The sequence below is a fragment of the Pigmentiphaga sp. YJ18 genome, assembly GCF_038066655.1.
GTDB lineage: Bacteria > Pseudomonadota > Gammaproteobacteria > Burkholderiales > Burkholderiaceae_B > Pigmentiphaga.
The window spans coordinates 545,279-571,251 of the sequence record NZ_JBBUKU010000002.1 but is presented as its reverse complement, the minus strand read 5'-3'; the positions used below and the strand labels follow the sequence as shown (position 1 = coordinate 571,251).

At 68.4% G+C, this 25,973-nt stretch carries 22 protein-coding genes; 11 read left to right on the top strand and 11 right to left on the bottom strand.

The features are described 5' to 3' along the window. Positions 1–257 precede the first annotated feature (257 nt). The 5 genes from WKR98_RS16455 to WKR98_RS16435 form a co-directional block, all read right to left on the bottom strand. Positions 258–1,232, bottom strand: coding sequence for a Bug family tripartite tricarboxylate transporter substrate binding protein (locus tag WKR98_RS16455; protein ID WP_341434142.1), 975 nt, complete (start codon positions 1,230–1,232; stop codon positions 258–260). A 73-nt stretch (positions 1,233–1,305) separates the two neighbouring features. Then, on the bottom strand, positions 1,306–2,790 hold the full coding sequence (locus WKR98_RS16450) for an aldehyde dehydrogenase family protein (RefSeq protein WP_341434141.1): 1,485 nt from the start codon (positions 2,788–2,790) through the stop codon (positions 1,306–1,308). Between the two features lie 162 nt (positions 2,791–2,952). Further along, on the bottom strand, positions 2,953–3,894 hold the full coding sequence (locus WKR98_RS16445; protein ID WP_161567822.1) for a LysR family transcriptional regulator: 942 nt from the start codon (positions 3,892–3,894) through the stop codon (positions 2,953–2,955). Between the two features lie 69 nt (positions 3,895–3,963). Then, positions 3,964–5,265, bottom strand: coding sequence for a sulfatase family protein (locus WKR98_RS16440; RefSeq protein WP_124689615.1), 1,302 nt, complete (start codon positions 5,263–5,265; stop codon positions 3,964–3,966). 22 nt (positions 5,266–5,287) lie between these two features. Further along, positions 5,288–6,256: a Bug family tripartite tricarboxylate transporter substrate binding protein gene (locus WKR98_RS16435; RefSeq protein ID WP_124689616.1), complete on the bottom strand. Its 969-nt coding sequence runs from the start codon at positions 6,254–6,256 to the stop codon at positions 5,288–5,290. A 123-nt stretch (positions 6,257–6,379) separates the two neighbouring features. Here WKR98_RS16435 and WKR98_RS16430 point away from each other — a divergent pair, with 123 nt between their 5' ends. From WKR98_RS16430 to otsA, 3 genes are all read left to right on the top strand, one after another. Next, positions 6,380–7,336, top strand: a complete 957-nt coding sequence (locus WKR98_RS16430) for a LysR substrate-binding domain-containing protein (protein WP_124689617.1) — start codon at positions 6,380–6,382, stop codon at positions 7,334–7,336. A 138-nt stretch (positions 7,337–7,474) separates the two neighbouring features. Then, the gene (gene otsB / locus WKR98_RS16425; protein WP_341434140.1) at positions 7,475–8,242 is read left to right on the top strand and encodes a trehalose-phosphatase; all 768 of its coding nucleotides are present in this window, start codon (positions 7,475–7,477) and stop codon (positions 8,240–8,242) included. A gap of 11 nt (positions 8,243–8,253) precedes the next feature. Further along, on the top strand, positions 8,254–9,636 hold the full coding sequence (gene otsA / locus WKR98_RS16420; protein WP_341434139.1) for an alpha,alpha-trehalose-phosphate synthase (UDP-forming): 1,383 nt from the start codon (positions 8,254–8,256) through the stop codon (positions 9,634–9,636). A 13-nt stretch (positions 9,637–9,649) separates the two neighbouring features. On the opposite strand, the gene WKR98_RS16415 is transcribed toward otsA, so the two are convergent. Beyond that, positions 9,650–10,375 carry a GntR family transcriptional regulator gene (locus tag WKR98_RS16415; protein ID WP_341434138.1) on the bottom strand — a complete coding sequence of 242 codons (726 nt, stop codon included), beginning with the start codon at positions 10,373–10,375 and terminating at the stop codon, positions 9,650–9,652. A gap of 268 nt (positions 10,376–10,643) precedes the next feature. Here WKR98_RS16415 and WKR98_RS16410 point away from each other — a divergent pair, with 268 nt between their 5' ends. From WKR98_RS16410 to WKR98_RS16390, 5 genes are read left to right on the top strand one after another with little or no spacing between them, the layout of a single operon-like run. Beyond that, positions 10,644–12,020: an FAD-binding oxidoreductase gene (locus WKR98_RS16410; protein WP_341434137.1), complete on the top strand. Its 1,377-nt coding sequence runs from the start codon at positions 10,644–10,646 to the stop codon at positions 12,018–12,020. A 33-nt stretch (positions 12,021–12,053) separates the two neighbouring features. Then, entirely contained in the window at positions 12,054–13,031 is a 978-nt protein-coding gene (locus WKR98_RS16405; RefSeq protein WP_124689622.1) for an ABC transporter substrate-binding protein, read from the top strand. A gap of 16 nt (positions 13,032–13,047) precedes the next feature. Next, positions 13,048–13,833, top strand: a complete 786-nt coding sequence (locus WKR98_RS16400) for an ABC transporter ATP-binding protein (protein ID WP_341434136.1) — start codon at positions 13,048–13,050, stop codon at positions 13,831–13,833. Between the two features lie 34 nt (positions 13,834–13,867). Next, the gene (locus WKR98_RS16395; protein ID WP_124689624.1) at positions 13,868–14,767 is read left to right on the top strand and encodes an ABC transporter permease; all 900 of its coding nucleotides are present in this window, start codon (positions 13,868–13,870) and stop codon (positions 14,765–14,767) included. Between the two features lie 31 nt (positions 14,768–14,798). Then, the gene (locus tag WKR98_RS16390; RefSeq protein ID WP_124689625.1) at positions 14,799–15,806 is read left to right on the top strand and encodes a TauD/TfdA family dioxygenase; all 1,008 of its coding nucleotides are present in this window, start codon (positions 14,799–14,801) and stop codon (positions 15,804–15,806) included. A 15-nt stretch (positions 15,807–15,821) separates the two neighbouring features. Here the strand turns inward: WKR98_RS16390 and WKR98_RS16385 are convergent, their stop codons facing one another. From WKR98_RS16385 to WKR98_RS16375, 3 genes are all read right to left on the bottom strand, one after another. Beyond that, positions 15,822–16,712 (bottom strand): ion transporter, encoded by an 891-nt coding sequence (locus WKR98_RS16385; RefSeq protein ID WP_341434135.1) that lies wholly within the window; start codon positions 16,710–16,712, stop codon positions 15,822–15,824. Positions 16,713–16,818: 106 nt separating this feature from the next. Then, on the bottom strand, positions 16,819–17,151 hold the full coding sequence (locus tag WKR98_RS16380; RefSeq protein WP_124689627.1) for a four-helix bundle copper-binding protein: 333 nt from the start codon (positions 17,149–17,151) through the stop codon (positions 16,819–16,821). Positions 17,152–17,220: 69 nt separating this feature from the next. Further along, positions 17,221–18,114: a ketopantoate reductase family protein gene (locus tag WKR98_RS16375; RefSeq protein WP_341434134.1), complete on the bottom strand. Its 894-nt coding sequence runs from the start codon at positions 18,112–18,114 to the stop codon at positions 17,221–17,223. A gap of 365 nt (positions 18,115–18,479) precedes the next feature. Here WKR98_RS16375 and WKR98_RS16370 point away from each other — a divergent pair, with 365 nt between their 5' ends. Next, a complete protein-coding gene (locus WKR98_RS16370; protein WP_341434133.1) occupies positions 18,480–20,384 on the top strand; it encodes an ABC transporter ATP-binding protein in 1,905 nt (634 codons plus the stop codon). Between the two features lie 20 nt (positions 20,385–20,404). On the opposite strand, the gene WKR98_RS16365 is transcribed toward WKR98_RS16370, so the two are convergent. Then, the gene (locus WKR98_RS16365; RefSeq protein ID WP_124689630.1) at positions 20,405–21,037 is read right to left on the bottom strand and encodes a LysE family translocator; all 633 of its coding nucleotides are present in this window, start codon (positions 21,035–21,037) and stop codon (positions 20,405–20,407) included. A gap of 155 nt (positions 21,038–21,192) precedes the next feature. On the opposite strand from WKR98_RS16365, the gene WKR98_RS16360 reads away from it, so the two are divergent. After that, the gene (locus WKR98_RS16360; RefSeq protein WP_124689631.1) at positions 21,193–22,395 is read left to right on the top strand and encodes a low temperature requirement protein A; all 1,203 of its coding nucleotides are present in this window, start codon (positions 21,193–21,195) and stop codon (positions 22,393–22,395) included. Positions 22,396–22,433: 38 nt separating this feature from the next. Beyond that, positions 22,434–24,263 carry a Na+/H+ antiporter NhaA gene (nhaA, locus tag WKR98_RS16355; RefSeq protein ID WP_341434132.1) on the top strand — a complete coding sequence of 610 codons (1,830 nt, stop codon included), beginning with the start codon at positions 22,434–22,436 and terminating at the stop codon, positions 24,261–24,263. 6 nt (positions 24,264–24,269) lie between these two features. Here nhaA and WKR98_RS16350 read toward each other — a convergent pair whose 3' ends face one another. Further along, positions 24,270–25,802 carry a M28 family peptidase gene (locus WKR98_RS16350; protein ID WP_341434131.1) on the bottom strand — a complete coding sequence of 511 codons (1,533 nt, stop codon included), beginning with the start codon at positions 25,800–25,802 and terminating at the stop codon, positions 24,270–24,272. Between the last annotated feature and the right edge of the window lie 171 nt (positions 25,803–25,973).

Below are 25,973 nucleotides of genomic sequence, written 5' to 3'. Positions count from 1 at the left end.
GGGGATGGGCCACGCGCGGACGCCGCGGCCGGAACCGCCTTCCGCCTTGTGGCGAAACGGCGGCAGAGGAAACCTGCGCTATCTCGCCGAGAGTCCACCGATCACGGGAACCGGCCGGCTCCCGCCTCTCGAACAAGTACCCACGTCAGGGCGTCCACGGTTGCTGAACGGCGCGATTCTATCCGCGGGGCGGTTACAGGTCCATGACCATTCGGCCATGTGCCGTCTGCCGGGCGGCGCACCGGTTCCCCCCGTACTTACTCCTCCTTGATGCCGAACTCTGCCACGACCCTGCCATAGCGGTCGTACTCGGCCCTTACGTCCCGAACGGCGTCCTCCACGGATCCCCCCAACGTCTCGACCCCCGAGGCACGCATCTTTTCCTTGACCTCGGGGGCCTGCATGATCGCGGTGATCTCGCGGTTCAGGCGCCGGATCGCCGTGGCCGGCGTGCCGGCCGGCGCCAGCACGGGGAAGAACACGTTCAGTTCCACGCCGTCTATCCCCGCCTCGGTCAGGGTCGACACGTTGGGCAGCAGGCTGGTTCGCTGCTTCTCGGCCACCGCCACGGCCACCAGTTGGCCGCCGTCGATGAACCCGCCCACTCCTCCCAGCGCGCCGAAAGCCAGCTTGATCTGTCCACTGACCGTATCGGTCACGGCGGGCATCACGCCCTTGTACGGGACGTGGATCATGGTGGTCCCGGTCGCCTTCATGAACAGCTGGCCCGCGATGTGCTGCGGCGACCCATTGCCCGAGGATGCATACGGCAGGCCGGGATGCTTCTTCAGGTAGGCCACCAGTTCCCGCGGCGTCTTCACTCCAAGCTGTGGATTGGCCAGGATGACCAGCGGCGAGGAAGCGGTCTTGACCACGGGCGTCAGATCGCGGACCACGTCGACGCCGCCGCCCGCCCCCTTGGGCAGCACATGGGGCGCGCCGAACAGCGTGCTGGCGGTCAGGAGCAGCGTATGTCCGTCCGGTTCGGCCCGCGCCACGGCCGCCGCGCCGATCAGGCCGCTCGCGCCTGGCCGGTTGGTGACGACCACGGTCTGCCCGAGTACCGCTGGCAGCCGTTCCGCCAGGATCCGGGCGAGGATGTCGGTGCTCGATCCCGGCGGCACCGGCACGACGATGGTGACCGGCCTGGAAGGACTCCAAGCCTGTGCTTGCGCGGCCACCGGCGCGATCATGCCCAATGCGGCGCACAGGCCGCCCAGAAGGTGTCTCATATCGTTATCCTTGTCTGCCGGCTGGGCCGGCGCATGAGTTGGAAAGCCGGCCGCGGCGCCGGCCATGAAGAGGTCAGTACACGATGTTGATGTTTTTCCCCTGCGTATAGGAAAGCAGTTCCTCGATGGACTCGTCGCGGCCGATACCCGACTGCTTGTAGCCGCCGTAGCTGGTGCCCAGGAAATGCGGCCCGGCGTGGTTGACCCAGACGAAACCCGACTGGATGCGTCCGGCGGCTCGGTGCGCCTGCGCCAGGTCGCGGGTGAACACCGCGCCGGTCAGCCCGTACTCGACGGCGTTGACCTGCTCGAACATGCTTTCCTCGTCGGACCACTTCAGCACCGACAGGACCGGTCCGAAGATCTCCTCGTTGGCGATACGCATGCCGGCCGTCACGCCCGTGAAAACGGTGGGCTCGACGAAGAAGCCCCTGGCCAGTTCAGGATCCTGCGGCCGCCTGCCGCCGTAGGCCAGGGTGGCGCCTTCACCGATGCCTAGGTCGATGTAGCGCATGATCTTGTCCAACTGGGCTTGGGAAACGATGGCTCCCATGGTCGTGGCCGGATCGGTCGGCATGCCCGGCCGGTAGTGACGGATTTTCTCCAGTACCCGCGCGACCACCTCGTCGTGGACGGACTCGTGCACGAACAGCCGCGAGGTTGACCCGCAGGACTGGCCGCTCCATGTGAAGTTCATGCCGGCCACGGCGCCGGAGCTGGCACGTTCCAGGTCCGCATCGGGATAGACGATGCAGGCGTTCTTGCCTCCCAGCTCGAGGGTGATGCGCTTGAGACGTTCGGCACCGGCCCTGGCCACAGCTCGTCCGGTTCCCACGCTACCGATCAGCGAAACGAAGGGAACATCGGGATGCGCCGCCAGCGCCGCGCCGCACTCGGTTCCCCCGGTGACGACGTTGAGCACGCCCGGAGGCAGAATGCCGTCGATCAGTTCCATCCATCGATAGGCCGACAGCGGCGCCTGCACCGGCGGCTTCATCACCACCGTATTGCCCGCCGCCAGCGGGGCCGCGCTCTTGGCCGCCGTGAACATCAAGGGATGGTTGTAGGCCACGATGCGCCCCACCACGCCATAGGGTTCGCGCACCGACATGTTCACCATGCCCTCGCCCATGGGAATGGTGTCGCCTTTGATCTCGGTCACGAGGCCGGCGAAGAAGTCGAACTGCGCGGCAGCCAGCATCGCGTCGCGCACCATCTCGGCCACGGGGCTGCCGCAGTTGGCGGCATCCAGCATCGCGAGCTCGCCGGCGTGTTCGCGCAACACGCCGGCCACGCGCCGCATCCGCGCGGCGCGCTCGATCGGCTTCATGCGGCTCCACGCGGGAAAGGCCGCCCGCGCCGCCTGCACGGCGGCATCCACGTCCTCGGCATTGGCTTGGGCGCAATCGCCCAGCGACTCCCCCGTCGCGGGATTCCAGGTGGGCGCGTAGCCGCCCCGCGGACGCTGCCACTGGCCGCCGTAGTAAAGCTCGCGATGAACCGGCAACGCCGGCGAAGAGGGAATGACGATTTCTGGAGCAAGCTGGGGTCCCGACATGTTTCTTCCTTGTATCGATGCTCGATCGGGCGGCAATACCGCCACAGCCGGCCATCTTAGGAAGCAGCCCCAACCCGGTCCAATGGAAAGTCTGAATGGTGGAAATGGACGGCGCGGATATCGAGGGATATCCCTGAACCGCCGCCGCGCGCATGGCGGCGCTCAGCGCTCGGCGCAGTAATTGGCGGCGAACATCTGGCGGAACCAGGCATTGCCCGGGTCGCGGTGCATGCGATCATGCCACTGCATGTTGAGATCGATGGGCGGCAGTTCGACGGGCAGCGGCACGATGCGCAGTTCCTGTTGGCGCGACAGAGACAGCGCGGGCCCGTGGGGCACGGTCAGGACCAGGTCCGACTGCGCGATGGTCGCGGCCAGTCCGCTGAAGTACGGCACCGACAGCACGACCCTCCGGCGTACCCCCTGCCCCGAGAACTGGCTCTCCAGCAGCGCGTCGAGCGACGCGTGTATGGAGGCCGAGGGGCGATAGCTCAGGTGCGGCGCGTCCAGGTACTGGTCGCGTGTCATGGACGTGCCTATGAAGGGATGGCGGGCACTGACCAGACACACCCAGCGTTCCGTGAACAAGGCCTGCCGGTGGAAATCCGCTCCCAGGTCCGGCAGAAAGCCCACCGCCAGGTCCAGTTCGCCATCGGCCATGGCCTGGCGCGCCTCCCGCAGCGGCAGCGACAGGCTGATCAGGTCCACCCCCGGCGCCTGGCCGCGCATCATGGCAACGAAGGCCGGCAGATGCGAGTGCTGGGCGATATCGCTCAACAGCAGCCGGAAGGTACGGCGCGAGGCGGCCGGATCGAACTGGCGGTCGCGCTCGACGGCGAAGCGCAGCCGATCCAGCGCTGCGCGGATATCGGCTTCCATGTCCAGCGCGAGCGCCGTGGGCTGCATGCCCGCGGGCGTTCGCACGAACAGCGGATCGCCAAAGGCCTGGCGCAGGCGCTGCAGGGAATTGCTGGTGGCCGACTGCGACAGCCCCACCCGCTCTCCGGTCTGCGTGACGCTGCGAGTACGCATCATCGCATCGAAGATCAGGAGCAAATTCAGGTCGAGCTGATTCAGGTTCAAGGTGGCCCCCCCAAGCGCCATGCGCCCTTCTAGGGGCGGGCCTGCTGCCCGCATTGTGACATGGCCCGTGCGCCGGGCGCACGGAGCGGATCACCGGCTGGGCATGTCCTTGTCCGTATAGACCAGTTCGCTGCGGGCATCGGCCGGGATGGCGCCGAAAACGGCATCCCAGTCGTCGCAGCGACCGCGCATCCTGGCCAGGCGTTCGGGCTGACGGTGCGCCTGGTTGGCCCGCTCGCGCTCGTCCGCGGACAGGTCGAACAGATACTCGTTGCCTTCGATGGCCAGGTATTTCCATGGCCCGTCGCGCAGGGCGCGTTGGCCACGGTAGTTCATGCGCCAGAACAGCTCGCGCGGGAACTCCTGCGCCGGGTCGCGCAGCACCGGCAGCATGGACACGCCGTCGAACGGATAATCGGGATGGGCGGGCACGCCGGCGATGTCCAGCATGGTCGCCGTCCAGTCCATCGTCATGCAGTGCTGCGCCGAGACCGAGCCGGGCGCGATCCGGTCGCCCCACTGCACGATGTAGGGGACGCGTATGCCGCCTTCGGTCAGGTCCATCTTGCCCCCCACCAGCGGCCAGGTGTCCGAGAAGCGCTCGCCGCCGTTGTCGCTGGTGAAGATGACCACCGTATCGTCGGCCAGGCCCAGGTCGTCCAGCGCCTTCAGCACGCGTCCGCAGCCCTCGTCCAGCGCCTTGATCATCTCGCCGTAGACGTGGACCGAACCGCCGTCCAGGTGGCGGATGTCCTGGTCGGTCTCGGGATTGGAACTGCCCTGCTCGCGCGTCTCCCAGGGCCAGTGCGGCGCGGTGTAGTGCAGGCTCAGCAGGAAGGGCTGGCGGTCGCCGGCGCGCGCGCGCAGATAGGTCTCGGCCTCGTCGGTCAGGAGGTCCGTCAGATAGTGGCCGTCGTAGTTGACGGGCTCGCCGTCGCGCACGAGGTCGTGCTTGCCCATGCGGTCCACGTGGCTGAAATAGCTCACGCCCCCCGACAAGGGGCCGATGTGGTACTCGTACCCGCTTTTCTCCGGACCGAAGTGCGGCGGATAGCCCAGGTGCCACTTGCCGATCAACGCGGTTCGATATCCCCGCTCGCGCAGCAGCGACGGCAGCGTCGGATGCGCCGGCGGCAGGCCGATCTCGGTGCTGCCGCGGAACCTGCCGGTCATGGGTTCCTCGGCCGCGCCGCGCAGGCGGTACTGGTAGCGCCCGGTGATCAGGCCGAAGCGCGTGGGCGAGCACACGGGCGAATTGGAATAGCCCTGCGTGAAGCGGATGCCTCGCGCGGCCATCCGGTCCAGGTTGGGCGAGACGGGCTTGCGGCCGCCGTAGCAGCCCAAGTCGGCGTAGCCCAGGTCGTCGGCCAGGATGAAGATGAAATTGGTCATGCGAACTGTACCGGCTCCGTTGTCAGTCGACCTTCATGCCGGCCGACTTGATGATCTTTGCATAGCGTTCCCGCACGCTCACCAATTCCTTGGCGGCGGCTTCGCCGTCCAGCGTGCCCAGCGTGAAGTCCATCGCGCGCAGGCGCTGCTGCACGTCAGGCTGCGCCAGCACTTGCTCCATCGCCTTGCGCAGGGTCTGGACGACGGCGTCCGGCGTCTGCGCCGGCACCATCGCAAGATACAACACATCCTGGCGCACCCCGGGGTAGCCCAGTTCGGCCGTGGTCGGCACCGACGGCAGCAGCGGCGAACGCTGGCTGCCGGTCACGGCCAATGCCTTCAGCGTTCCGGCGTTGACGTGCTGCAAGAGGCCCGGCGTGGCCAGCGCGGCCGCCTGGACCTCGCCCGACACCAGCGCCAGCACCGCCGGCGCATTGCCGCGGTACGGGATGTGGTTGATCTTCATGCCGGTGGCCTGTTGCAGCATGCTCAGGCTCAGGTGGCCGGGCGAACCGTTGCCCGCCGAACTGAACGTGACCGGGTCCTTGTGGCCCCGCTCGACCAGAGTCTTGAGCGTATCGGCCTTGGCGGACGGGTGGGCGGCGATCAGCATCCCCGAGGACGCCAGGCGCATCACCGGCTTCAGCTGGTCCAGGCTGAACCCCTGCGACGCATACAGGCTGGGGTTGACCGTGAAGGTCGAATCCAGGCCGATCAGCACCGTGTAGCCGTCGGGCGCGGCGTTGGCCACCGCGGCGGCACCGATGTTGCCGCCGCTGCCGGTCTTGTTCTCGACCACGAAGGGCTGCTTGAAGATGGCGTTGAGGCGCTCGCCCATCATGCGCGCCATGATGTCCAGGGGACCTCCGGCCGTGAAGTTGACGACGAACCGGACGGGCTTGTCCGGATAGCTGCCCTGCGCCGACGCAGCGCCCGTCGCGGCCGACAATGCAAGTGCCAGTCCCAGCGCGCGGACCACGGATTTCGACATTTCCCACTCCTCCTGATTGTGCGGACGTCCAGCCATCGGACACCCTTCTGTCCGCGCCATCATAGAAGCGTGAGCCATAATATTGGTTGATCTTTTTGAAAATTGATTGAGTGGAAGGAAATCATGCTGCGCCCTCTCGACCCCCGCCTGCGCCTGCGCCACCTGCAATGCCTGGTCGCCCTGGCCAGCCATCGCAGCGTGCTCAAGGCCGCCGATGCCCTGGCACAGACGCCGTCGGCGGTGTCCAAGAGCCTGGCCGAACTGGAGGCGATCGCCGGCGAGACGCTGGCGCTGCGGCACCGCAAGGGACTGGAACTGACGCCCGCCGGCCACACCCTGCTGCGCCATGCCGCGCAAGCCATCGGCGCGCTGCGCGACGGCTTCGAGCTGCTGGGCGCGGGGGAAAAGGCGCCCGAGCACGTGCGCATCGGCATTCTGCCCACCGCGGCCGCCACCCTGGTACCGAACGCGATCGGCCAGATGCAGGCGCGCTACTCCCACCTGGTCGTCACGGCGCATGGCGGCACCAACGCCGACCTGCTGGTGCGCTTGAAGCTGCGGGAGCTGGATCTGGTCATCGGCCGCATCAGCCATCCGTCGGAAATGGTGGGCATCTCTTTCGAGCACCTGTACATGGAACCGCTGGTCATGGCCGTTCGCCCCGGCCATCCGCTGCTGGATGCTGCCGCGCTCCAGCCGGCCGACGTGCGAGCCTATCCCATGGTGCTGCCCATGAAGGGCACCTACATCCGCCCCGCGGCCGAGACCTTCCTGCAATCGAGCGGCATAGGGATGCCGCAACAGTTGGTGGAGACCCTGTCGTCCACCATGGCGCGCAGCCTGATGCGTACCGGCGACGCGATCTGGTTCGTGCCCTACGGCGTGATCGAGACCGACCTGGACGATGGCCAGGCCAGGACCCTGCCGGTGGACACCAGCCCCACGTCCGCGGCGGTGGGACTGACCACGCTGGGCACGGATGAGCTGCCCGAGGGCGTGCGGCTCTTCATCGATGTGATGCGCGAGGTGGCCGGCGAGATGCGCAACCGCAACCGGCGCTCGTTGATGCAGCAGGGGTGAGGCGCGCGGGGGCGAGGAGATAACTGGAAACAAAAATGCGCAAAATGAACACCCTCCCCGAGGCCCCCTTCCCTACCATTCCATCTGTGGCTGTTGTCAAAACGATACGCGGATGACGCGTCAACGGACGATGTCCAGATGGAAGCACGCACACCTCGCCCGCCGGACCTGGCGCGATGCGCTTTGTTCCTCGACCTGGACGGCACGCTGGCCCCCATCGCACCCAGCCCCGACGCGGCCCGGGTGCCCGGCGCCACCGTGGCGCTGCTGCGGCGCCTGGTCTGCGCGACGGGCGGCGCGCTGGCCGTGGTCTCGGGCCGCTCGATCGAAGTCATTGATCGCCTGCTGCAGCCGCTGCGGCTGCCCGTGGCGGGCCTGCACGGCGCCCAGTGGCGCGGCCCCGGCAGCCAGGCATGGGAACTGCCCGTGGACCGCGACCGGGCGGCCCGGCTGCTGGCGCGGCTGCGGGACATCGCCGCCGGACAGGCGGGCATATACGTGGAGGACAAGGATATTTCATTCGCCATCCACTACCGGCATGCGCCCCGGGAGGAAGCGCGGATCCGCGCCGAAGTCGCCGCGGCGGCCGCGGACTTCGCATCGGACTACGCGCTGCAGTTCGGCAAGATGGTGGCCGAGGTCAAGCCGCGCGGCGTGGACAAGGGAAGCGCCGTCGAGCGCTTCATGGCCGTCGCGCCCTTCGCGTCCCGCCTGCCCGTCATGGCGGGAGACGACCTGACCGACGAGGCGGCCTTCGCCGTCGTGGCGCGCCTGGGCGGAATCGCGATCAAGATCGGCGACGGCGACACCTCGGCGCCATGGCGGCTGCCCGATCCCGACGCCCTTGCCCGCTGGCTGGACGACCTCTCCGCGCGGGGGCCGTCCGGTCCCCCACGCCACGAATAAAGGATCAGGACATGAGCAGACTCGTGATCGTTTCCAATCGCGTGGCCTCCGCGGCCGAGGGCAAGCGAAGCGCCGGGGGCCTGGCAGTGGGCGTACTGGACGCGCTGAAGCGGCAGGACGGACTCTGGTTCGGCTGGAACGGCAAGATCGAGGACACGGCCGGCACCGAGCTCGCCTTCCACCGCATCGGCCGCATCGATTGCGCGACCACCGGCCTGTCGCGCAGCGAGTACGACCTCTACTATCGGGGATTCTCCAACGGCACGCTGTGGCCCACCTTCCACTACCGCATCGACCTGAGCCGCTACGACGCGCGCGAATACGCGGGCTACCTGGCCGTCAACGAGCGGCTGGCCGGCATGCTGCGGGAACTCGTCGGCGAGGACGACCGGCTCTGGATACACGACTATCATCTTCTTCCCTTCGCCCGCGCCTGCCGCCGCCTCGGGCTGCGCAACCGCATCGGTTTCTTCCTGCATACGCCCTTTCCTCCCGAGGGCATCCTGCGCACCGTCCCGCCTCACCGCGACCTGGTCGAGGCGATGTGCGAATACGACCTGGTCGGTTTCCAGACCCGGGGCGACGCGCAGGCCTTCCTGGACTATGCACAGCGACGTCTCGGCCTGGCCCGGGACGGCGACATGCTGCGCGGGCCGTCCGGGCCGGTGCGCGTGGACCACTATCCCATCGGCATCCTGACCGACGACGTCCAGAGCAAGTCCAAGGCGCGCAGCCGCTCCAAGCTGGTCGCCACGCTCAAACAGGGGTTGCAGGAGCGCAAGCTCATCATCAGCGTCGACCGCCTGGACTACAGCAAGGGCATGGTCGAACGCTTCAACGCCTTCGAGCGGCTGCTGGAATCGCGGCCGGCGTACCGCGGCCACGTCAGCTTCGTGCAGATCGCGCCGCCCTCGCGTTCGGACGTCGAAGGCTATCGCCACATCCGTCGGCAGCTCGAAAGCACGGCGGGCCACATCAACGGCCGCTGGACCGAACTGGCCTGGACCCCCATCCGCTACATGAACCGCGCCTACGAGCGCGCCGCGCTGCTGTCGTTCTTCCGCGCCTCGCAAGTGGGCTTCGTCACGCCGCTGCGCGACGGGATGAATCTGGTGGCCAAGGAATACGTGGCGGCCCAGGACCCCGAGGATCCCGGCGTGCTGGTCCTGTCGGAATTCGCGGGCGCCGCCGACGAACTGGCCGATGGCGCGATCATCGTCAATCCCTACGACGTCGATGCCATGGCCTGCGCCCTGGACCGCGCCCTGGACATGCCGCTGGCGCAACGGCGCGAGCGCCACGAACACATGATGCAAGTGCTCAGGAGCAACGGCATCAAGGAATGGCGCGACCACTTCCTGACGGACCTGGAGCCGCCCGCCGCCGCGGCCTGAGGGCGCCCGCCGTTCAGCGCTGGCGCGCTTCCTCCAACAGCCGTTCGGCGATCTCGATCGCGATGTCGACCATCCGGTGCATGTGCTGGCGGGCGAAATGCTCGGCCGCGACCGAATCGCCGTGCAGCACCGCGCGGGCGATGTCGACGTGGTCCGACAAATTCAGCAGCCAGTTCTCGCGGTTCAGGTCGCGGAAATAGATCGTGTGCAGGATCGGGTAGTTGTACTGATCCAGCAGTTCGCCCACGTCCGGGATGCCCGACATGTTGTTGATGGCGCGATGGAAGCGGCCGTTCTCGGCGCGGTGGTTGCCCGGGTCGTCGGCGCGCCGCTGGGCCTCGATGTCGTCCAGCAGTTCCTGGATGATTTCCCGGTTGCCCGGCTCGTGCGCGTGCTCCGCGGCGGCGCGCGCCCCCAGGCCGGAGATCACCTCGCGGATGCGGAACTGGGCAACGATGTCCTCGCGCCGGGGCGTGGCCACCGTGGCGCCGCGATTGGGCTCGATGCGCACGAAGCGATTGGTCTCCAGACGCCGGAAGGCTTCCCGGACCGAACTGCGGCTGACGCCCAGATCGCGGGTGACATCCGCCTCGACGATGCGCTGGCCCGGCTTGTAGATCCCGTCGACGATGCGGCGCGCAATCTCGTTCAGAACGAAATCCGACACGCTGCCGGAGCGGGCCGGCTCGGCCTGCGGCGGCTGATAGAAGGGAACGAAGGAAGTCGGATCTTTCGGCATGGTCGGAAGGGACGAACCGCGGGGGATACCGGAGATTGTAGGACAGGACGCATCTTCCTCCAGCCATTCCGATCAGGCAAGCAGGCATTTTCCTCTCGAACCGGGTAGTTTTCCCGATATGGAAGAGCCCACTTCCTGTCCGACAATGTTTTCAATCAAACGGGAAATTCCTGGTTAATTCGGAATGAAATCGGAAATGTTGTCCGACAATAAATCCAACCCATCCGCCTCGGAAAGCCCCTCTTCGGGCATCAGTCAGGATCGGCGGGTGTCCGAGTTGTTCGCCGACTTGTCGGACAGCGTCAGCTTCATGTCCTCCGACGACGCCGGTCCCCGCTACCAGGAAGACTGGACGGGCGCCTTCGGCGCTCCCGCGCCGGTCCTGCGGCCCCGTACCGTCGCGGCCCTGGCCGAGACGGTACGCCGCCTGCATGGCGCGGGGCTGCGCATCGTCGCCCAGGGCGGCATGAGCGGGCTGGTGGGCGGCGGCGCGCCGATGCGCGGCGAAGTGGTCGTGTCGCTGGAATTGCTCAATCGCATCGAGTCCTGCGACCTGTACGGCGCGACCATGACGGTCCAGGCGGGCGCGACGCTGCAGGCGGTACAGGAAGAAGCCGAACGCCAGGGCCTGTTCTACCCTGTCGACCTGGGCAGCCGGGGCAGTTGCACGGTGGGCGGCAACATCGCCACCAACGCCGGCGGCAACCGCGTCCTGCAATACGGCATGACGCGCGCCTCGGTACTGGGCCTGGAAGTCGTGCTGCCAGACGGCACGCTGGTCTCCCGCATGGGCCGGGTGGCCAAGGACAACGCCGGCTACGATCTCAAGCAATTGTTCATCGGCTCCGAAGGCACGCTGGGCATCGTCGCGCGCGCGGTACTGCGGCTGCATCCGCTGCCGCGCCAGCGCTACACCGTGGCGCTCGGCCTCCAGGACCTGGACCAGGTGCTGCGCGCGCTGGCCGCCTGCCGCGCCGACTTCGGTCCCATGCTGACCTCGTTCGAGGTCATGTGGCGCGACTTCGTGGATTTCGTCGCGCGCGGACTGGGCATCGGCCGCGACCCGTTCGCCGGCGCCTGCGGCCACGTCGTGCTGCTGGAACTCTCCTGCTACGACCGCCAGCCCGAACGCGACGAGGCACGGATCATGGAGGCGCTGCAAGCCTTGTCCGAGAACCTGGACACGCCTCACGTCGTCGTCGCCAAGTCACTGTCCGAGGCGGCCGAACTCTGGCGCATGCGCGATGCCTCCGGCGAAGCGGCCCGCCACCTGGGCGCCTACCTGTCCTTCGACGTCAGCATCCCGGCCGGCGAACTCCAGGACTGCCTGCCGCGCATCTACGCAGGGCTGGACGCCATCGATCCGGCGCTGCGGCGCCTGACCTACGGCCACCTGGGCGACGGCAACGTGCACCTGCTGGTCGGCTGCGCGGGCCCCGCCGCCGAGCGCGTCGAACATCTGGTCTATCACGAGGTGATGCGTTGCGGCGGCTCGATCTCGGCCGAACACGGCATCGGACTCGAGAAGAACCAGGCCTTCCAGCGGCTTTATCCGGCCGCGGAACTCGACGCCATGCGCCGCATCAAGCTTGCCTTCGATCCCGGCGCCCTGCTCGGCCGGGATCGCGTCTTCGGCCTGTCCTGACCTCTCCTCCACCCGTCCTGCCCCGGAGCTGCCATGAAGCCTGCCCTGATTCTCCAAGCCGCGCGACTCGCCGCCTGCGTGCCGCTGGCCTGTGCCGCCTCGCTCGCCCACGCCCAACAGACCTACAAGGTCGCGATCGCGCAGTTCGGTCCCGACCATACGCTGGACACGCTGGTGTCGAGCTTCAAGCAGGAACTGGCCAGGCAGGGGCTGAAGGTGACCTACGACGAAGGCCACGTGAACTTCGACCGCTCGCTCGCGCCCCAGTTGCTGAATCGCGAGGCCGCCGGCAAGCCCGACCTCATGCTCACCATCACCACGCCGCTCACGCAGACCGCCAAGCAGGTGCTGGCCAACCGCAGCTTCCCCATCGTGTTCGGCGCCGTCGCCAATCCCGTCGCGGCCAAGCTGGTGCCGTCCTGGGACCGGGGCGACACGCTGATGACCGGCGGCTCCAACCTTCCCAACATGGATGCGTCGGTCGGCTTCATCAAGCAGCTCACCCCCGGGGTCAAGCGGCTGGGCTTCATCTACAACCCCGGCGACGATGCCGACCTGGGCTACCTGAACGCGCTGGAAAAAGTCGTCGGCAAGTACGGCCTCACCCTGGTCAAGGTGGGCGTGGACAACGCCAACGACATTCCCACCCGGGTCGCGTCGCTGCAAGGGCGCGCCGACGCGCTGATGGTGCCGGCTTCCAGCATGCTGATACCCGCCGCCGCGGCCATCGCCTCGGTCACCAACCGCATCAAGCTGCCCACCTACAGCCCCAACGTCGACAACGTGGCCCAGCACCACTTCCTGGCCGCGATGACGGTCGAATACACCAGCCTGGGCACCAACGTCGGCCGCATCGCCGCCGATGTGCTGCGCGGCAAGAAGCCGGCCGACATTCCCGTGTCGGTACCCGCGGTGCAGGACCACGCGGTCAAGATCAGCGGGCGCAGGCTGAAGGACCTGGGCATCGCGCTGCCCGAATCGCTGAAGAACTGCAACTGCGTCGTCGACTGACGCGCCGGAGCCCCGCATGATCGAGCTTGCAGCCGTCGACGTCGTGTTCTATCCGGGCACCCCGGACGAACGCATCGCGCTCGACCGACTGGACCTGAACCTGGAGAACGGCAGTTTCTGCGTCGTCGTGGGCACCAACGGCGCCGGCAAGAGCACCCTGCTGAACGTGCTGGCCGGCGCCGTCCGGCCGCGCACGGGCCGTACCGTCATCGACGGCACCGACGTCTCGTCCTGGCCGGTGCACCGGCGCGCGCAATGGGTCTCGCGCGTGTTCCAGGACCCGATGGTCGGCACGGCGCCCGCGCTGTCCATCGAAGAAAACCTGGCTTTCGCCGCCATGCGCGGCCGCCGGCGCGGACTGCGCATGGCGCTCAACCCCCGCAACCGGGCCCATTTCCGCGATGAACTGGCGCGCTTCGGCCTGGGGCTGGAGAACCGCATGGGCGCCGCCGCCGGCCTGCTGTCGGGCGGACAGCGGCAGGTGCTCGCGCTGCTGATGGCGGCGCTGAACCGCCCCCGCATCCTGCTGCTGGACGAGCACACCGCCGCGCTGGATCCGCGCACGGCGCAGCTCGTCATGGAGGCGACGCGCCGCATCGTGGCCGAGCAGCGGCTGACCACCCTGATGATCACGCACAACATGGCGCATGCGCTGGAATACGGCGACCGCCTGCTGATGATGGAATGCGGGCGCATCAAGCTGGACATCGGCCGCGACGAGAAACCGCGCCTGACGATCAACGACCTGGTCCAGCGCTTCGGCCAGGCCGACGACCAGATCCTGCTGCAGGCCAGCGCATGAACGCGTCCTCGCGCATGCCCCTACGGAGCCGAAAGTGGAAGTCCTGAACACCTTCTATCACCTCGTCCCCATCACGGCCGTCCAGGGACTGCTGTACGCCTTCGTCGCCATGGGGGTGATGATTCCCTTCCGCCTGCTGAACGTGCCCGACCTGACCGCCGAGGGCGCCTTTCCGCTGGGCGGCTGCCTGGTCGCGGCATTGATCACGGCCGGGCTCCATCCCTTCCTCGGCACCCTGGCGGCGGCCGGCGCGGGCTTCCTGGCCGGCGCCGTCACCGCGCTGATCCACCTGAAGTTCCGCGTCCATTCGCTGCTGGCCGGCATCCTGACCATCACCATGCTGTGGAGCGTCGACCTGCGGGTGATGGGCAAGCCCAATACGCCGCTGTTCGGCCTGCCCAATCTGTACGACTGGATAGATCCGGCCATCATGCAAAGCCTCGCGCTGCAGGGTGGCCTGCTGCTGGCGGCGCTGGTGGTGCTGGTGCTGCTGCTGTGGTGGGGCCTGCACACCGACGTGGGCCTGGCCCTGCGCGGCGTCGGCGCCAACAGCCAGCTCGCACCCGCGCTCGCGGTCAACTCTACGCGCTACATCGTGGTCGGCCTGGGGCTGGCCAACGCCATCACCGCCGCGGCGGGCGCGCTGCTGGCCCAGAGCCAGGGCTACGGCGATGTCAACATGGGCTTCGGCATGCTGATCAACGGCCTGGCCGCGCTCATCATCGGCGAGGCCATCATCGGCCGCCGTACGCTGCTGCGCCAGCTGTGCGCGCCGGTGGTCGGCTCGCTGCTGTACTACCAGCTCAGTTCGCTGGTGCTGTCCTTCGGACTGATGCCCTCCGACCTCAAGCTGGTCACCGGCCTCTTCGTCCTCGTCACCATAGGCTGGCCCATTCTCAGGGGCCGCGCCCGCGCCGGCTCGATCGCCGGATAAGCCCTCCGTCCCCCCCACTCAGGAGCCACCCATGACGGAAATGCTGCAACAGCCCTATACCGGCCCCAGTGCCTGGACCCGCGCCCAGATGGAGGCCGACCAGAGCTGGATCTACACCCTGTCGCCGGCCGAGGTCGCCGAGATCCGCGCCGCGGTCGCCACCGCCCTGGCCACGGGCAAGCCGCTGGAATCCATTTCCCGCGCCGATTTCCCGCTTGCCGGCCTGGCGGGCCGGCTGGCGACGCTGGGAGAAGAACTGGAGAACGGCCGCGGCTTCGAGATGTGGCGCGGGCTGCCGGTCGAGGATTGGAGCCTGGAGGAACGCAGCATCGCCTACTGGGGACTGGGGCAGTACCTGGGCGATGCGGTCGTGCAGAACGCGCGCGGCGAGCTGTTCGGCCACGTACGCGACACCACCGCCGGCGCCGACCCGCAGACCAACGCCAACACCCGCTTCTATCACACCAACCGCGCGGCGCCCTTCCACGTGGACGGCGCCGACATCGTCGGCCTGATGTGCGTGCGCACCGCCAAGGCCGGCGGCGCCAGCCTGGTTGTCAGTTCCACCAGCATCTACAACGCGCTGCTGCGCGACCACCCCGACATGATCCCGCTGCTGTACGAGCCTCTGTGGTTCGACCACCGGGGCGAGCACAACGCGGTCACCGGCAAGCCCTATTGGGTCACGTCCATCTGCGGCTGGACCCACGGCAAGCTGTCGATGATGTACCTGCGCAATTTCATCGAGTCGGCGCAGCGCTACGAAGGCGCGCCCCCGCTGACCGAGCGCCACCGCAAGCTGCTGGACCTGATCGACCACTACGCGGAGTCGCCCGAGCTGTGCCTGTCCATGGCGTTCCTGCCCGGCGACATCCAGTGGCTGAACAATCACATGACGCTGCACTCGCGCACCGAGTTCCTGGACTGGGAAGAGGACGAGCGCAGGCGCTGGCTGATGCGCCTGTGGCTGAACCGGCGCGAGCGCAACCGCTATACCGACACCTACGGCTACTACGGCATCGCGCCCGACGCGAAATGACGGTCGGCGGGAGGCTCAGGCCTCCCGCTCCTGCCCCGCCAGCTCGGCGCCACAGTGCTTGCAGTAGTTCGCGTCGTGGTCCTGCCCAGGCGTCAGGCACACCTGGCAGGTGCGCGCCGCGGTCCGGCGCCGCGCGCTTTCGGCCAGCGTCATCTCCATGGTGACGATGCCCGTCGGCACGGCCAGGATGCCCCAGCCCAGCAGCATCATGACCGAGGCGATCAGCCGCCCCAGCGCGGTGTGCGGCGTGATGTCGCCGAAGCCCACCGTCGCGATGGTCGAGATCGCCCAGTAGACACCCACCGGAATGCTGGTGAAGCCGTACTGCGGGCCTTCGACCACGTACATGATCGTGCCCATGACCAGCACGATCAGCAGCACCACCGACAAGAAGACCATGATCTTGCGGGACGAGGCGCGCAGCGCCCGGGCCATCATCAGGTATTCCTCGGTGAACAGGCGCAGCTTGAACACGCGGAAGATGCGCAGCAGACGCAGCACGCGGATGCCGATCAGGAAGGCCAGGCTGGGCGTCAGCAGCGCCGCGTAGGTGGGCAGGAAGGCCAGCAGGTCCACCACGCCGTAGAAGCTCGTGGCATAGCGCAGCGGGCGCCGCACGCACAGCAGCCGCAGCACGTATTCGATCGTGAAGAGCACCGTGAAGGCCCACTCCAGCGGACCGAACAGGCCACCCATGCGCTGCGACAGGAAGGCCACGCTATCGGCCATCACGACCCCCAGGCTGGCCAGGATGAGCACGAACAGCAACTGGTCGAATCGCCGTCCGGCGGACGAACCGGTCTCGAACATCACCGCGTACAGCGACCGCCTCCATCCCCGCTCGGGCCTGCCGAAGGCCTCGGCGATGTCATGATCACGCTTCGTCGATGGAGTTTCCTGGACCACGCCCGCTCCCGCGCCAGCCACGGCCCGGCGGGCCCGCATCCTCTGGCATGCGGAATCATAGGGGAAGCGCCGGGCGCCCGCCAAGGCGCTCCGTCGGGCCGCGGGCTCAGGCGGCCATGCGCTCGCAGGCGTCGGCGCAGCTGCGGCAGTCGGCGGCGCACTGGTCCATGCCGTCCAGGCCGTCGCAGCTGTCGGCGCACTGGCGGCAGATCGAGGCGCAGTCGGCGCACACGTGGCGGTGCTGCGGAACGCTGGTCAGCATGAAGTGGGCCGCGGTGCGGCACATCTCGGCGCAGGCCATCATCAGGCGGAAATGGGGCGGTGCGACGTGCGCCCCGCCCCGCTCCAGGCAGTGGTTCATGGCGGATCCCAGGCAGGACTGGTAGCAACGCAGGCAGGCATCCACGCACAGCTGCATTTCCTTCGGCACGGCATTCATCATTGACCTCCGGATAACGTCGAACGGATGGCCCCGCCAGGCAGCACGTTCCGTTCCCGGCCCCCAGGCTCAGCCCTGGCGCGACTCCAGCAGCTTGACCAGGCTGTGCAGCACGCGGTTGGCCGGCGTCGGCACGCCCAGTTCGCTGCCCCGGCGGACGATGTAGCCGTTCAGATGGTCGATCTCGCTCGGCTTGCCGCGCGCCAGGTCCTGCGCCGTCGACGACAACTGGGTCGGCATGCTGCGGCTGATGCGCATTACCGCTTCCCAGGTGTCGCCGGGCACCGTCACGCCCGAGGCCGCCGCCACCGCCAGACACTCGTCCACCACGTTGCGCATGACATCCGGCACGCCCTGGCACTCGATCAGCCGGCCATAGGGCAACTGCGCCGCGGCCGACAGCGCGTTGTAGGCGCAGTTCAGGATGAGCTTGGCCCAGAGTTCGCCGATGGCGTTGCCGGACACCGTGGCCGGGATACCGGCTGCGCTCAGCACGCCCGCCGCTTCCTCGCTGCGGGGCGACGGCCCGAGCACGAGTTCGCCGCGCCCGTGATGGCGCACGTGGCCCGCGCCTGCCATCTCCACCGCCACGTAGACCACGGCCGGCACCACCGGCTGCGGCAGCAGCGCCTGCAGGCGCTCGGCATTGTCGACCCCGTTCTGCAGGCTGAGCACGACGGCATCGGCATCCAGGTGCGGCGCGATCTGCCTGCCCGCGTCCTCGGTGTCGGTGGATTTCACGCAGAACAGCACGAGCTTGGCGCCGGCGACGTCCCCGGGATGCTCGCTGGCCCGCGCCGGCACATGGCCGTGGAAGGACTTCGTCTCGAGCAACAGCCCCTGCCGCCGGACCGCCTCCACGTGCGCGGGACGCCCCACCAGCACCACGTCGTGGCCGGCGCGGGCCAGTATCGCGCCGTAGTAGCTGCCGACCGCGCCGGCTCCCATCACTGCAATCTTCATGTCCACCCCTGAAACTGGAATCCTTCATTCCGGCAGGCCGCGCCCGCAGCGGCAAGTGTATGCCGACGGCCACATCCTCCCTTCGCCGCCGTTGCCTCGCCCGGCGCGGGCTGATAGACTTCATTTTCGGCTTTTTGCCTTCACATCTACCCCCCATCCAAGGAGACGCAAAATGATCAACACGCGCATCGTCGTCTCCGGACCGGCTCCCCGGCACCTCTAGGTTGCCCCGCCGCGGGCGGTTTTCCTGCCCGCACATACTCCCGGACGGTTTTTGCCCCACGCACGCCACAAGCGCGCGATGGCCCGTCTGTTCTCTCCCGACTTTGGAGACCCCGCTCCACCGCGAGCCGGGGCTGTCGCAAATGGCATCGAAGAAACTCGACTTCCGTGGACAGTCCTACAAGGACGTCCTTGGCTTTACTTTCCGCCACTGGGCCGAACAGCCCTGGCGCATCCTGACCATCATCGTCGCCATCCTGCTCTCGACGCTGGCCAGCGTGGCGACTCCGTTGTACGCGGGCCGCCTGGTCGATGCCGTGGCGTCGGGCGCGGCCAGCGACCCGGCCGCGTGGCAAGCCGCCATCGCCGCCTTCTGGATACTGGCCGCGCTGGGCGTGGGCGCCACGGCGCTGCGCCAGGTCGTGTTCCTGAGCCTGACTTTCCTCACGCTCAAGATGATGAGCAAGATCGCCGCCAACGCCTTTCATCGCGTGCAGCGCTTCTCGACCGACTGGCATGCCAACAGCTTCGCCGGCTCGACCGTGCGCAAAGTCACGCGGGGCATGTGGGCGCTCGACCTGCTGAACGACACGCTGCTGGTGGCCCTGCTGCCGTCGCTGGTCATGCTGGCCGGCGCGACCATCCTGCTGGGCGCGACCTGGCCGCTCATGGGTGCCGTCATCGGCGTGGGATCCCTGCTGTACGTGATGCTGACCGTCATGCTGTCGCTGGGCTTCGTCGCGCCCGCCGCGCGCCTGGCCAACGCCTGGGATACCCGCATGGGCGGCGCCCTGGCCGACGCCATCACCTGCAACGCGGTGGTCAAGGCCTTCGGCGCCGAGGACCGCGAGGAAACGCGCCTGGCGCGCGTGATCGGCAAGTGGCGCCTGCGTACCCGGCGCACCTGGGTGCGCGGCACGATCAACGGCGGCGTCCAGGGCACCATGCTCGTGCTGATGCAGGCCGCCATCCTGGGCACCGCGCTGCTGCTGTGGTCGCGCGGGCAGGCCAGCGTGGGCGACATCACCTTCGCGCTGACGACCTTCTTCATGCTCCAGGGCTACCTGCGCGACGTGGGCATGGACATCCGCAACCTGCAACGCTCCATCAACGACATGGAGGAACTGGTCGCGCTGGAACGCCAGCCGCTGGGCATCGAGGACCGTCCGGGCGCTCCGGCCATCGCCATCGGCCCCGGCGAGATCCGCTTCGAGCACGTGGACTTCCGCTACGGCACCCACGACACGCCGCTCTACCGCGATTTCTCGATACGCATCGCGCCGGGCGAACGGGTCGGGCTGGTCGGCCACTCCGGTTCGGGCAAGACCACGTTCATCAAGCTGATCCAGCGCCTGTACGACGTCAGCGGCGGCCGCATCACCATCGACGGACAGGACATCTCCTGCGTCCGCCAGGCCTCGCTGCGCCAGCAGATCGCCATCGTCCAGCAGGAACCCATCCTGTTCCACCGCTCGCTGGCCGAGAACATCGCCTATGCCCGGCCGGACGCCACGCGGGCGCAGGTCGAGCGTGCGGCGCGCCTGGCCAGCGCCCATGACTTCATCATGGCCCTGCCCCACGGCTACGAGACCCTGGTGGGCGAGCGCGGCGTCAAGCTGTCGGGGGGCGAGCGCCAGCGCGTGGCGCTGGCTCGCGCCTTCCTCGCCGATGCGCCCATCCTGATCCTGGACGAGGCGACCTCCAGCCTGGACAGCGAAAGCGAGGTCCTGATCCAGCAAGCCATGGAGCGCCTGATGGAAGGCCGCACCACGCTGGTGGTCGCGCACCGGCTGTCCACCGTGCGCGCGCTCGACCGGCTGCTGGTAATGGACAAGGGCCGCGTCATCGAGGAAGGCACGCACGAGGCGCTGATCCGGATCAGGAATGGCGTCTATCGGCGGCTGTTCGAGAAGCAGGCCCTGGAATTGACCAAGGGCCTGTTGCTGGACGGCAACGCGCTGCGCCGCGCCGACGACGAGGACTGGCTGGCCGAACCGGATGCGCTGGTGGAGAACCCCGCCGACGCGCCGATGCCGCCCGGCAGGTAACCGCCGGCGGGGCTGCCCCGCTAGCGGCGCGCCTCGGTGGCCATGCGCACGGCCAGCCCCGCCAGCACCGTGCCCATCAGCCACCGCTGCGCGACCAGCCACAGCGGGCGGCGCGCCAGGAAGGCCGCGATCGAGCCGGCCATGATGGCCACCGTAGCGTTGACGCTCATGCTGATCGCGATCTGCGTCGCGCCCAGCATGAACGACTGCATCAGCACGCTGCCCTGCTCGGGCCGGATGAACTGCGGCAGCAGCGACAGGTACATCACCGCGATCTTGGGGTTCAGCAGGTTGGTCAGGAAGCCCATCGCGAACAGCTTGCCCGGGCCGTCGCGTGGCAATTCGCGCACCTGGAACGGCGAACGCCCGCCCGGCCTGACCGCCTGCCATGCCAGATAGAGCAGATAGATCGCGCCGCCCGCGCGCAGCGCATCGTAGGCATAGGGGACCGCCATGACCAGCGCGGTGATGCCCAATGCCGCGCACAGCATGTAGAACACGAAGCCCAGCGCCACGCCGCCCAGCGAGACGAGCCCGGCGCGCGGCCCCTGCGAGATCGAGCGCGAGACGAGGTAGATCATGTTGGGGCCTGGCGTCAGCGCCATTCCCAGCGCCACCAGGCCAAAGGCGAGCAGGCTGGACGTATCGGGCATGATTTTCTCCGGGCGCGGATACCCATGGAACATGTCGACCAGCATACGCCCTGGGGGTCCATCCTGCGACCCCGACAAGAACAGTAGGCGGCGCGGGAATTTCCGGCTATCTTAAGCCGCGTATTCGATCCCCGGCCGGCCAGGCCGCGTCCATCATGCCATCCGACACCCACCGCCATCCCCCGCTGCGGCACCGCGACGGGCATCACGCCCGCGTCACCTTCGAAGAACTGTTCTTCGACCTGATCTACGTCTTCGCCGTCACCCAGATCAGCCACCAGCTCCTGCATCACCTGACGCTTACCGGCGTGATCGAGTCGCTGATCCTCTGGCTGGCGGTGTGGCTGGGGTGGCAATACACCTGCTGGGTAACGAACTGGTTCGACCCGGAAACCCCGCGCATCCGGGGCCTGCTCTTCGCCACCATGCTGCTCGCGCTGTGCATGGCGGCCAGCCTGCCCGAGGCCTTCGGCGACCGGGCGCTGCTGTTCGCCGGGTCCTATGCCGCGATGCAGGTAGGCCGGACCGCCTACATCGTCTGCCAGTTGCCCGCCAGCCATCCGCTGGCGGCCAACTACCGCCGCATGCTGGGATGGCTGGCTATCGCGGCGGTCTTCTGGATCGCCGGGGCGATGGCCGAAGGGCATGAGCTGCGCGCGCTGCTGTGGCTGGTGGCGGTGCTGTGCGAATACGGCTCGCCCATGTTCGGCTTCGCCCTGCCCGGCATGGGCCGCTCCCATACCCGCGACTGGACCATCGAGGGCGGCCACCTGGCCGAACGCTGCCAGTTGTTCGTGATCGTGGCGCTGGGCGAGACGCTGCTCGCCACCGGCGTCATGCTGGCGGACACCCAGTCCTGGAACACCGCCATCGTCTCCGGCGTGCTGGCCACCTTCCTCGGCACCCTGGCGATGTGGTGGCTGTATTTCGGCACGTCCAGCAAGGATGCCACCGAAGCCATCACACGCTCGGCCGATCCCGGACGCATCGGCGCCTACTTCCACTATATCCACGCCATCCTGGTGGCCGGCATCATCGTCACCGCCGTCGGCAACGATCTCGTCATGGCCCACCCCCACGAGGCGCTCGGCACGGCGCAGGTCGTCGTGCTGGTGGCCGGCCCGGCCATCTACCTGCTGGGCAGCGCCATCTACAAGAAGGTCGTCTACGGCGCGGTCCCGGGTTCGCACCTGGCCGGCGCGGTGGCGCTGCTCGTGCTGGTGCCCATGGGCTATGCCGCCACGCTGCTCGTCATGGGCTGGCTGACGACCGCGGTCCTGACGGCCGTGGGCTTGTGGGAGACACGGCGGCTCAAGCAGCGGCGCGCCCGCCAGCCCGCGCCGCCGCTGGCTCATTGAACGGGCCGGGTGCCCCCGACAACACACAAGGGATTCACGTGTCGCAAGAAAGCTTGACCGCCAGGCTGGAACAACCGGTGGATGACAACCGGGACCACGTCCTCGGCCCCGCCGATGCTCCCATCACCCTGGTCGAATATGGCAGCTACGCCTGCCCGTACTGCCGCGCCGCCAACGAACGCATCGCGGAAATCCGGCATCAGCTGGGCGACCGGCTGCGCTATGTATTCCGCCACTATCCGTTGCCGGGCAGCGACATCGCGCGCCGCGCGGCGGAGCTGGCCGAGCACGCGCGCGACTCCCGTCAGTTCTGGGACGCCCACGTCACGCTGATGACGCATTCGCGCACGCTGTCCGAGGAAGACCTGTCCCTGGTGGCGAGCGAACTCGGTGTACCGCCCGCCGGCGCGCGGCAGGCGGGCGACGACGATCCGGCCCGCGCCCGGGTCGATGCCGATGTCGCCGGCGCCCGGGCCAGCCGGGTCATGGTCACGCCCACCTTCTTCATCAACGGGCGCCGCTACGACGGCCCCTGGGACGAAAGTTCGTTCACCGACGCCATGCTGCGCACACCGGGCCATCGCCTGCGCAGCGTGGCGCAGGACTTCGCGGGCTGGGCGCCCTCGGCCGGCGTGCTGCTCCTGCTGGCCGCCGCGCTAGCGGTCCTGCTGACGAACTCCGGGCTGGGCGAGGCCTTCGCCGCGCTGTGGGAAACGCCCCTGGCGATCTCGCTGGGGCAGGCCGGCTTCGGCATGTCGCTGCTGCACTGGATCAACGACGGCCTGCTGACGATCTTCTTCCTGGTCGTGGGGCTGGAGATCAAGCGCGAGTTCACCGTGGGCCACCTGGCCAACCTGCGCTCGGCCGCGCTGCCGGTCGCGGCGGCCCTGGGCGGCATGCTCGTGCCCGCGCTGGTCTACAGCCTGGTCGTTCCCGCCGGCCCGTGGTCGCACGGCTGGGGCGTGCCCATGGCCACCGACACCGCCTTCGCCATCGCGCTGATCGCGATGATGGGCAGCCGCGTCCCCACCGCGCTGCGGGTGTTCCTGACCGCCGCGGCCATCGTCGACGACATCGGCTCCATCGTGGTCGTCGCGCTGTTCTATTCCGGCTCGCTGAACCTGGGCTACCTGGCCGCCGCCGCGGCGCTGGTGGGCGTGCTGGCGCTGCTCAACAAGGCACACATCTATCGCGTCGCGCCCTATGCGCTGACCGGCATCCTGCTGTGGGCCTGTGTCCACGCGAGTGGACTGCACGCGACCATGGCCGGCGTGCTGCTGGCGATGTTCATCCCCACGCGGCCGCCTCCCAACCTGCCCACGCTGGTGGCGCAGGCCGACGCCATCCTGACGGCCGAAGCGCGCCGCAGCGGCGAAGTCCTGCGGCAGGGGCCATCGCTGCCCGCGCTGGCGGCGTTCGACGCCATCCACGACCGGCTGGAATCGCCCGCCGACCGGCTGCTGCGCACCACGGGCGCGCGTTCCAGCTACGTCGTGCTGCCGCTGTTCGCGCTGGCCAACGCCGGCGTGGCGCTGGCGCCCGACGTGCTGTCCAGCCACGGCCAGCTGTCGCTGGCCATCATCGCCGGACTGGTCCTGGGCAAGCCGCTGGGGCTGGTTCTGGCTTCGGTCATCGCCGTCCGGCTGGGCATCGCGCGCAAGCCCGCCGACTACTCGTGGCGGCAACTGGTGGGCGCCGGTGCGCTGGCCGGCATAGGCTTCACCATGTCGCTGTTCATTTCCGGCCAGGCCTTCCCGGTGGAAACCGATTTCGCCGCGGCCAAGGTCGCGGTCTTCATCGGCTCCATCCTGTCCTCGCTGATCGGCGTGGCCATACTCTGGGGAGCCCGGCCGCCCGCCGAAGGCTGAGGCCGGCTAGCGCAGCGCGGGCAAGTGCCGCGGCCGCATGTCGGCCGGCGGCGTGTAGCCCTTGCGTACCGTACGCGCCGCGCCCCCCTGCGGATCCGTGCGCAGGATGCCCCGCAGGTCGTTGGCATGGTGCAGCGTTGCCGCCGCCACAGCCTTGCTGTTGAACTCCAGCGCGGCCGGATCCAGGTTCGCCAGGTCGTCGCAGGCGGCGTGGTAGCAGGGATCGAACGTGATGCCGGCCTTGCCGCCCCATAGCGCGACATCCGCCTCGGTCTTGATCTCGTCCACGCCCGAGGAAATGCCGCCCGCGGGAATGCCCAGTTCGATGAACGGGCCGTAGTCCGAACGGCCGTCGAACGGCGTTCCCTTGAACGGCGTGTTCCGGGCGGCGTAGAAACGCTCGAAGGTCTGCTCGATCACCTCGGAGCCGGCCGGCCCCGGCCCCTGGCTGCGGCCATCGGAGTTGTCGCCGTCGTAGATGAAATAACCCGGGTTGGGTGATCCGATCATGTCGAAGTTCAGATACATCGCGATCTTGGCCAGGGCCTCGGGCGCCAGCCCGCCGACGTAGTCGGCCGAGCCCAGCACGCCTTCTTCCTCGGCGCCCCACAGGGCAAAGCGCAGCCTGTACCGCGTCGTCGTGCGCGCCAGTTGCACCGCGGTCTCGAGCACGGCCGCCGATCCGCTGCCATTGTCGTTGATGCCCGGGCCGGCCTGCACCGAATCCAGGTGCCCGCCCACCATGACCACGTGGTTCTCGTCGCCACTGCGGCCCTCGGCGACCAGGTTGAAGGTGGTCGCGGGATCGCGCCGAGTCGAGGCCGCCACCCGCAGCACCAGGCCGGGCGTCGCCGCCAGTTGCCGGCCCAGGGTCTGGGTTGCCTCCAGTACCGGGATATCGACGCCAGCCCGCGGGCTCAACGCGCCATGGACCATGCCTTCCGCGTTGTTGTAGACCACGGCCCCCACGGCACCCGCCTTTTCGGCAAGCCCGATCTTCTGGTCGAAGCTGCAATCCCCGCGTTCGATCAGGGCGATGCTGGCCGGCGGGAATCCGGCGAAGTCGTCGGCGCGGCACCCCCTGCCACCGACGACGCCCACCGCCGCCGAGACATCGCCCGAACCGGAATAGTCCATGACCCGATGCGCGAAATCCACCGCGGCCCCGGGTCCGACCTGGCGCAGCACGCTCGCCCCCAGGTTCTCGTACCTGACGAAGTCGAATGACGAGCGGGTCACGGCATAGCCGGCGTCACGCAGCACGCGCTCCGCGTAGGCGCCCGAGGCCTCGTAGCCCGGCGATCCCGAAGCCCGATGGCCCCCGTTCGCCCTGGCGATGCGGTCGAACTCCCGCAGATGGCTCATGACGCCGTCGAGCGTCATGCACGCCAAGAGTTTGTCTTCGGTGTCGTTGACGCGCCCGGCACAGGCGGTCTCGGGCGCGATGGCCCCGTCGCCGCCGCAGCCGGCAAGCAGCAGCACCGCGGCGGCCAGCGCCGCCAGCCGAGCGACACGCGGTTCGATGAAATACGAAGCCATGGGGCATCCTTGAAAAATCGACGGCGATCGTAACAGAAGGTATCCGAGCGAGATAGCAGACCGGGGCGGGACCGCCCAAGGGCCCGGCTGCAGGCCCAAATTGACGCCACCGGATTTCCTGCCCATACTGCCGCGTCTCCCAGGCCCCCGGGCCTGATCGTCCCGCGACTC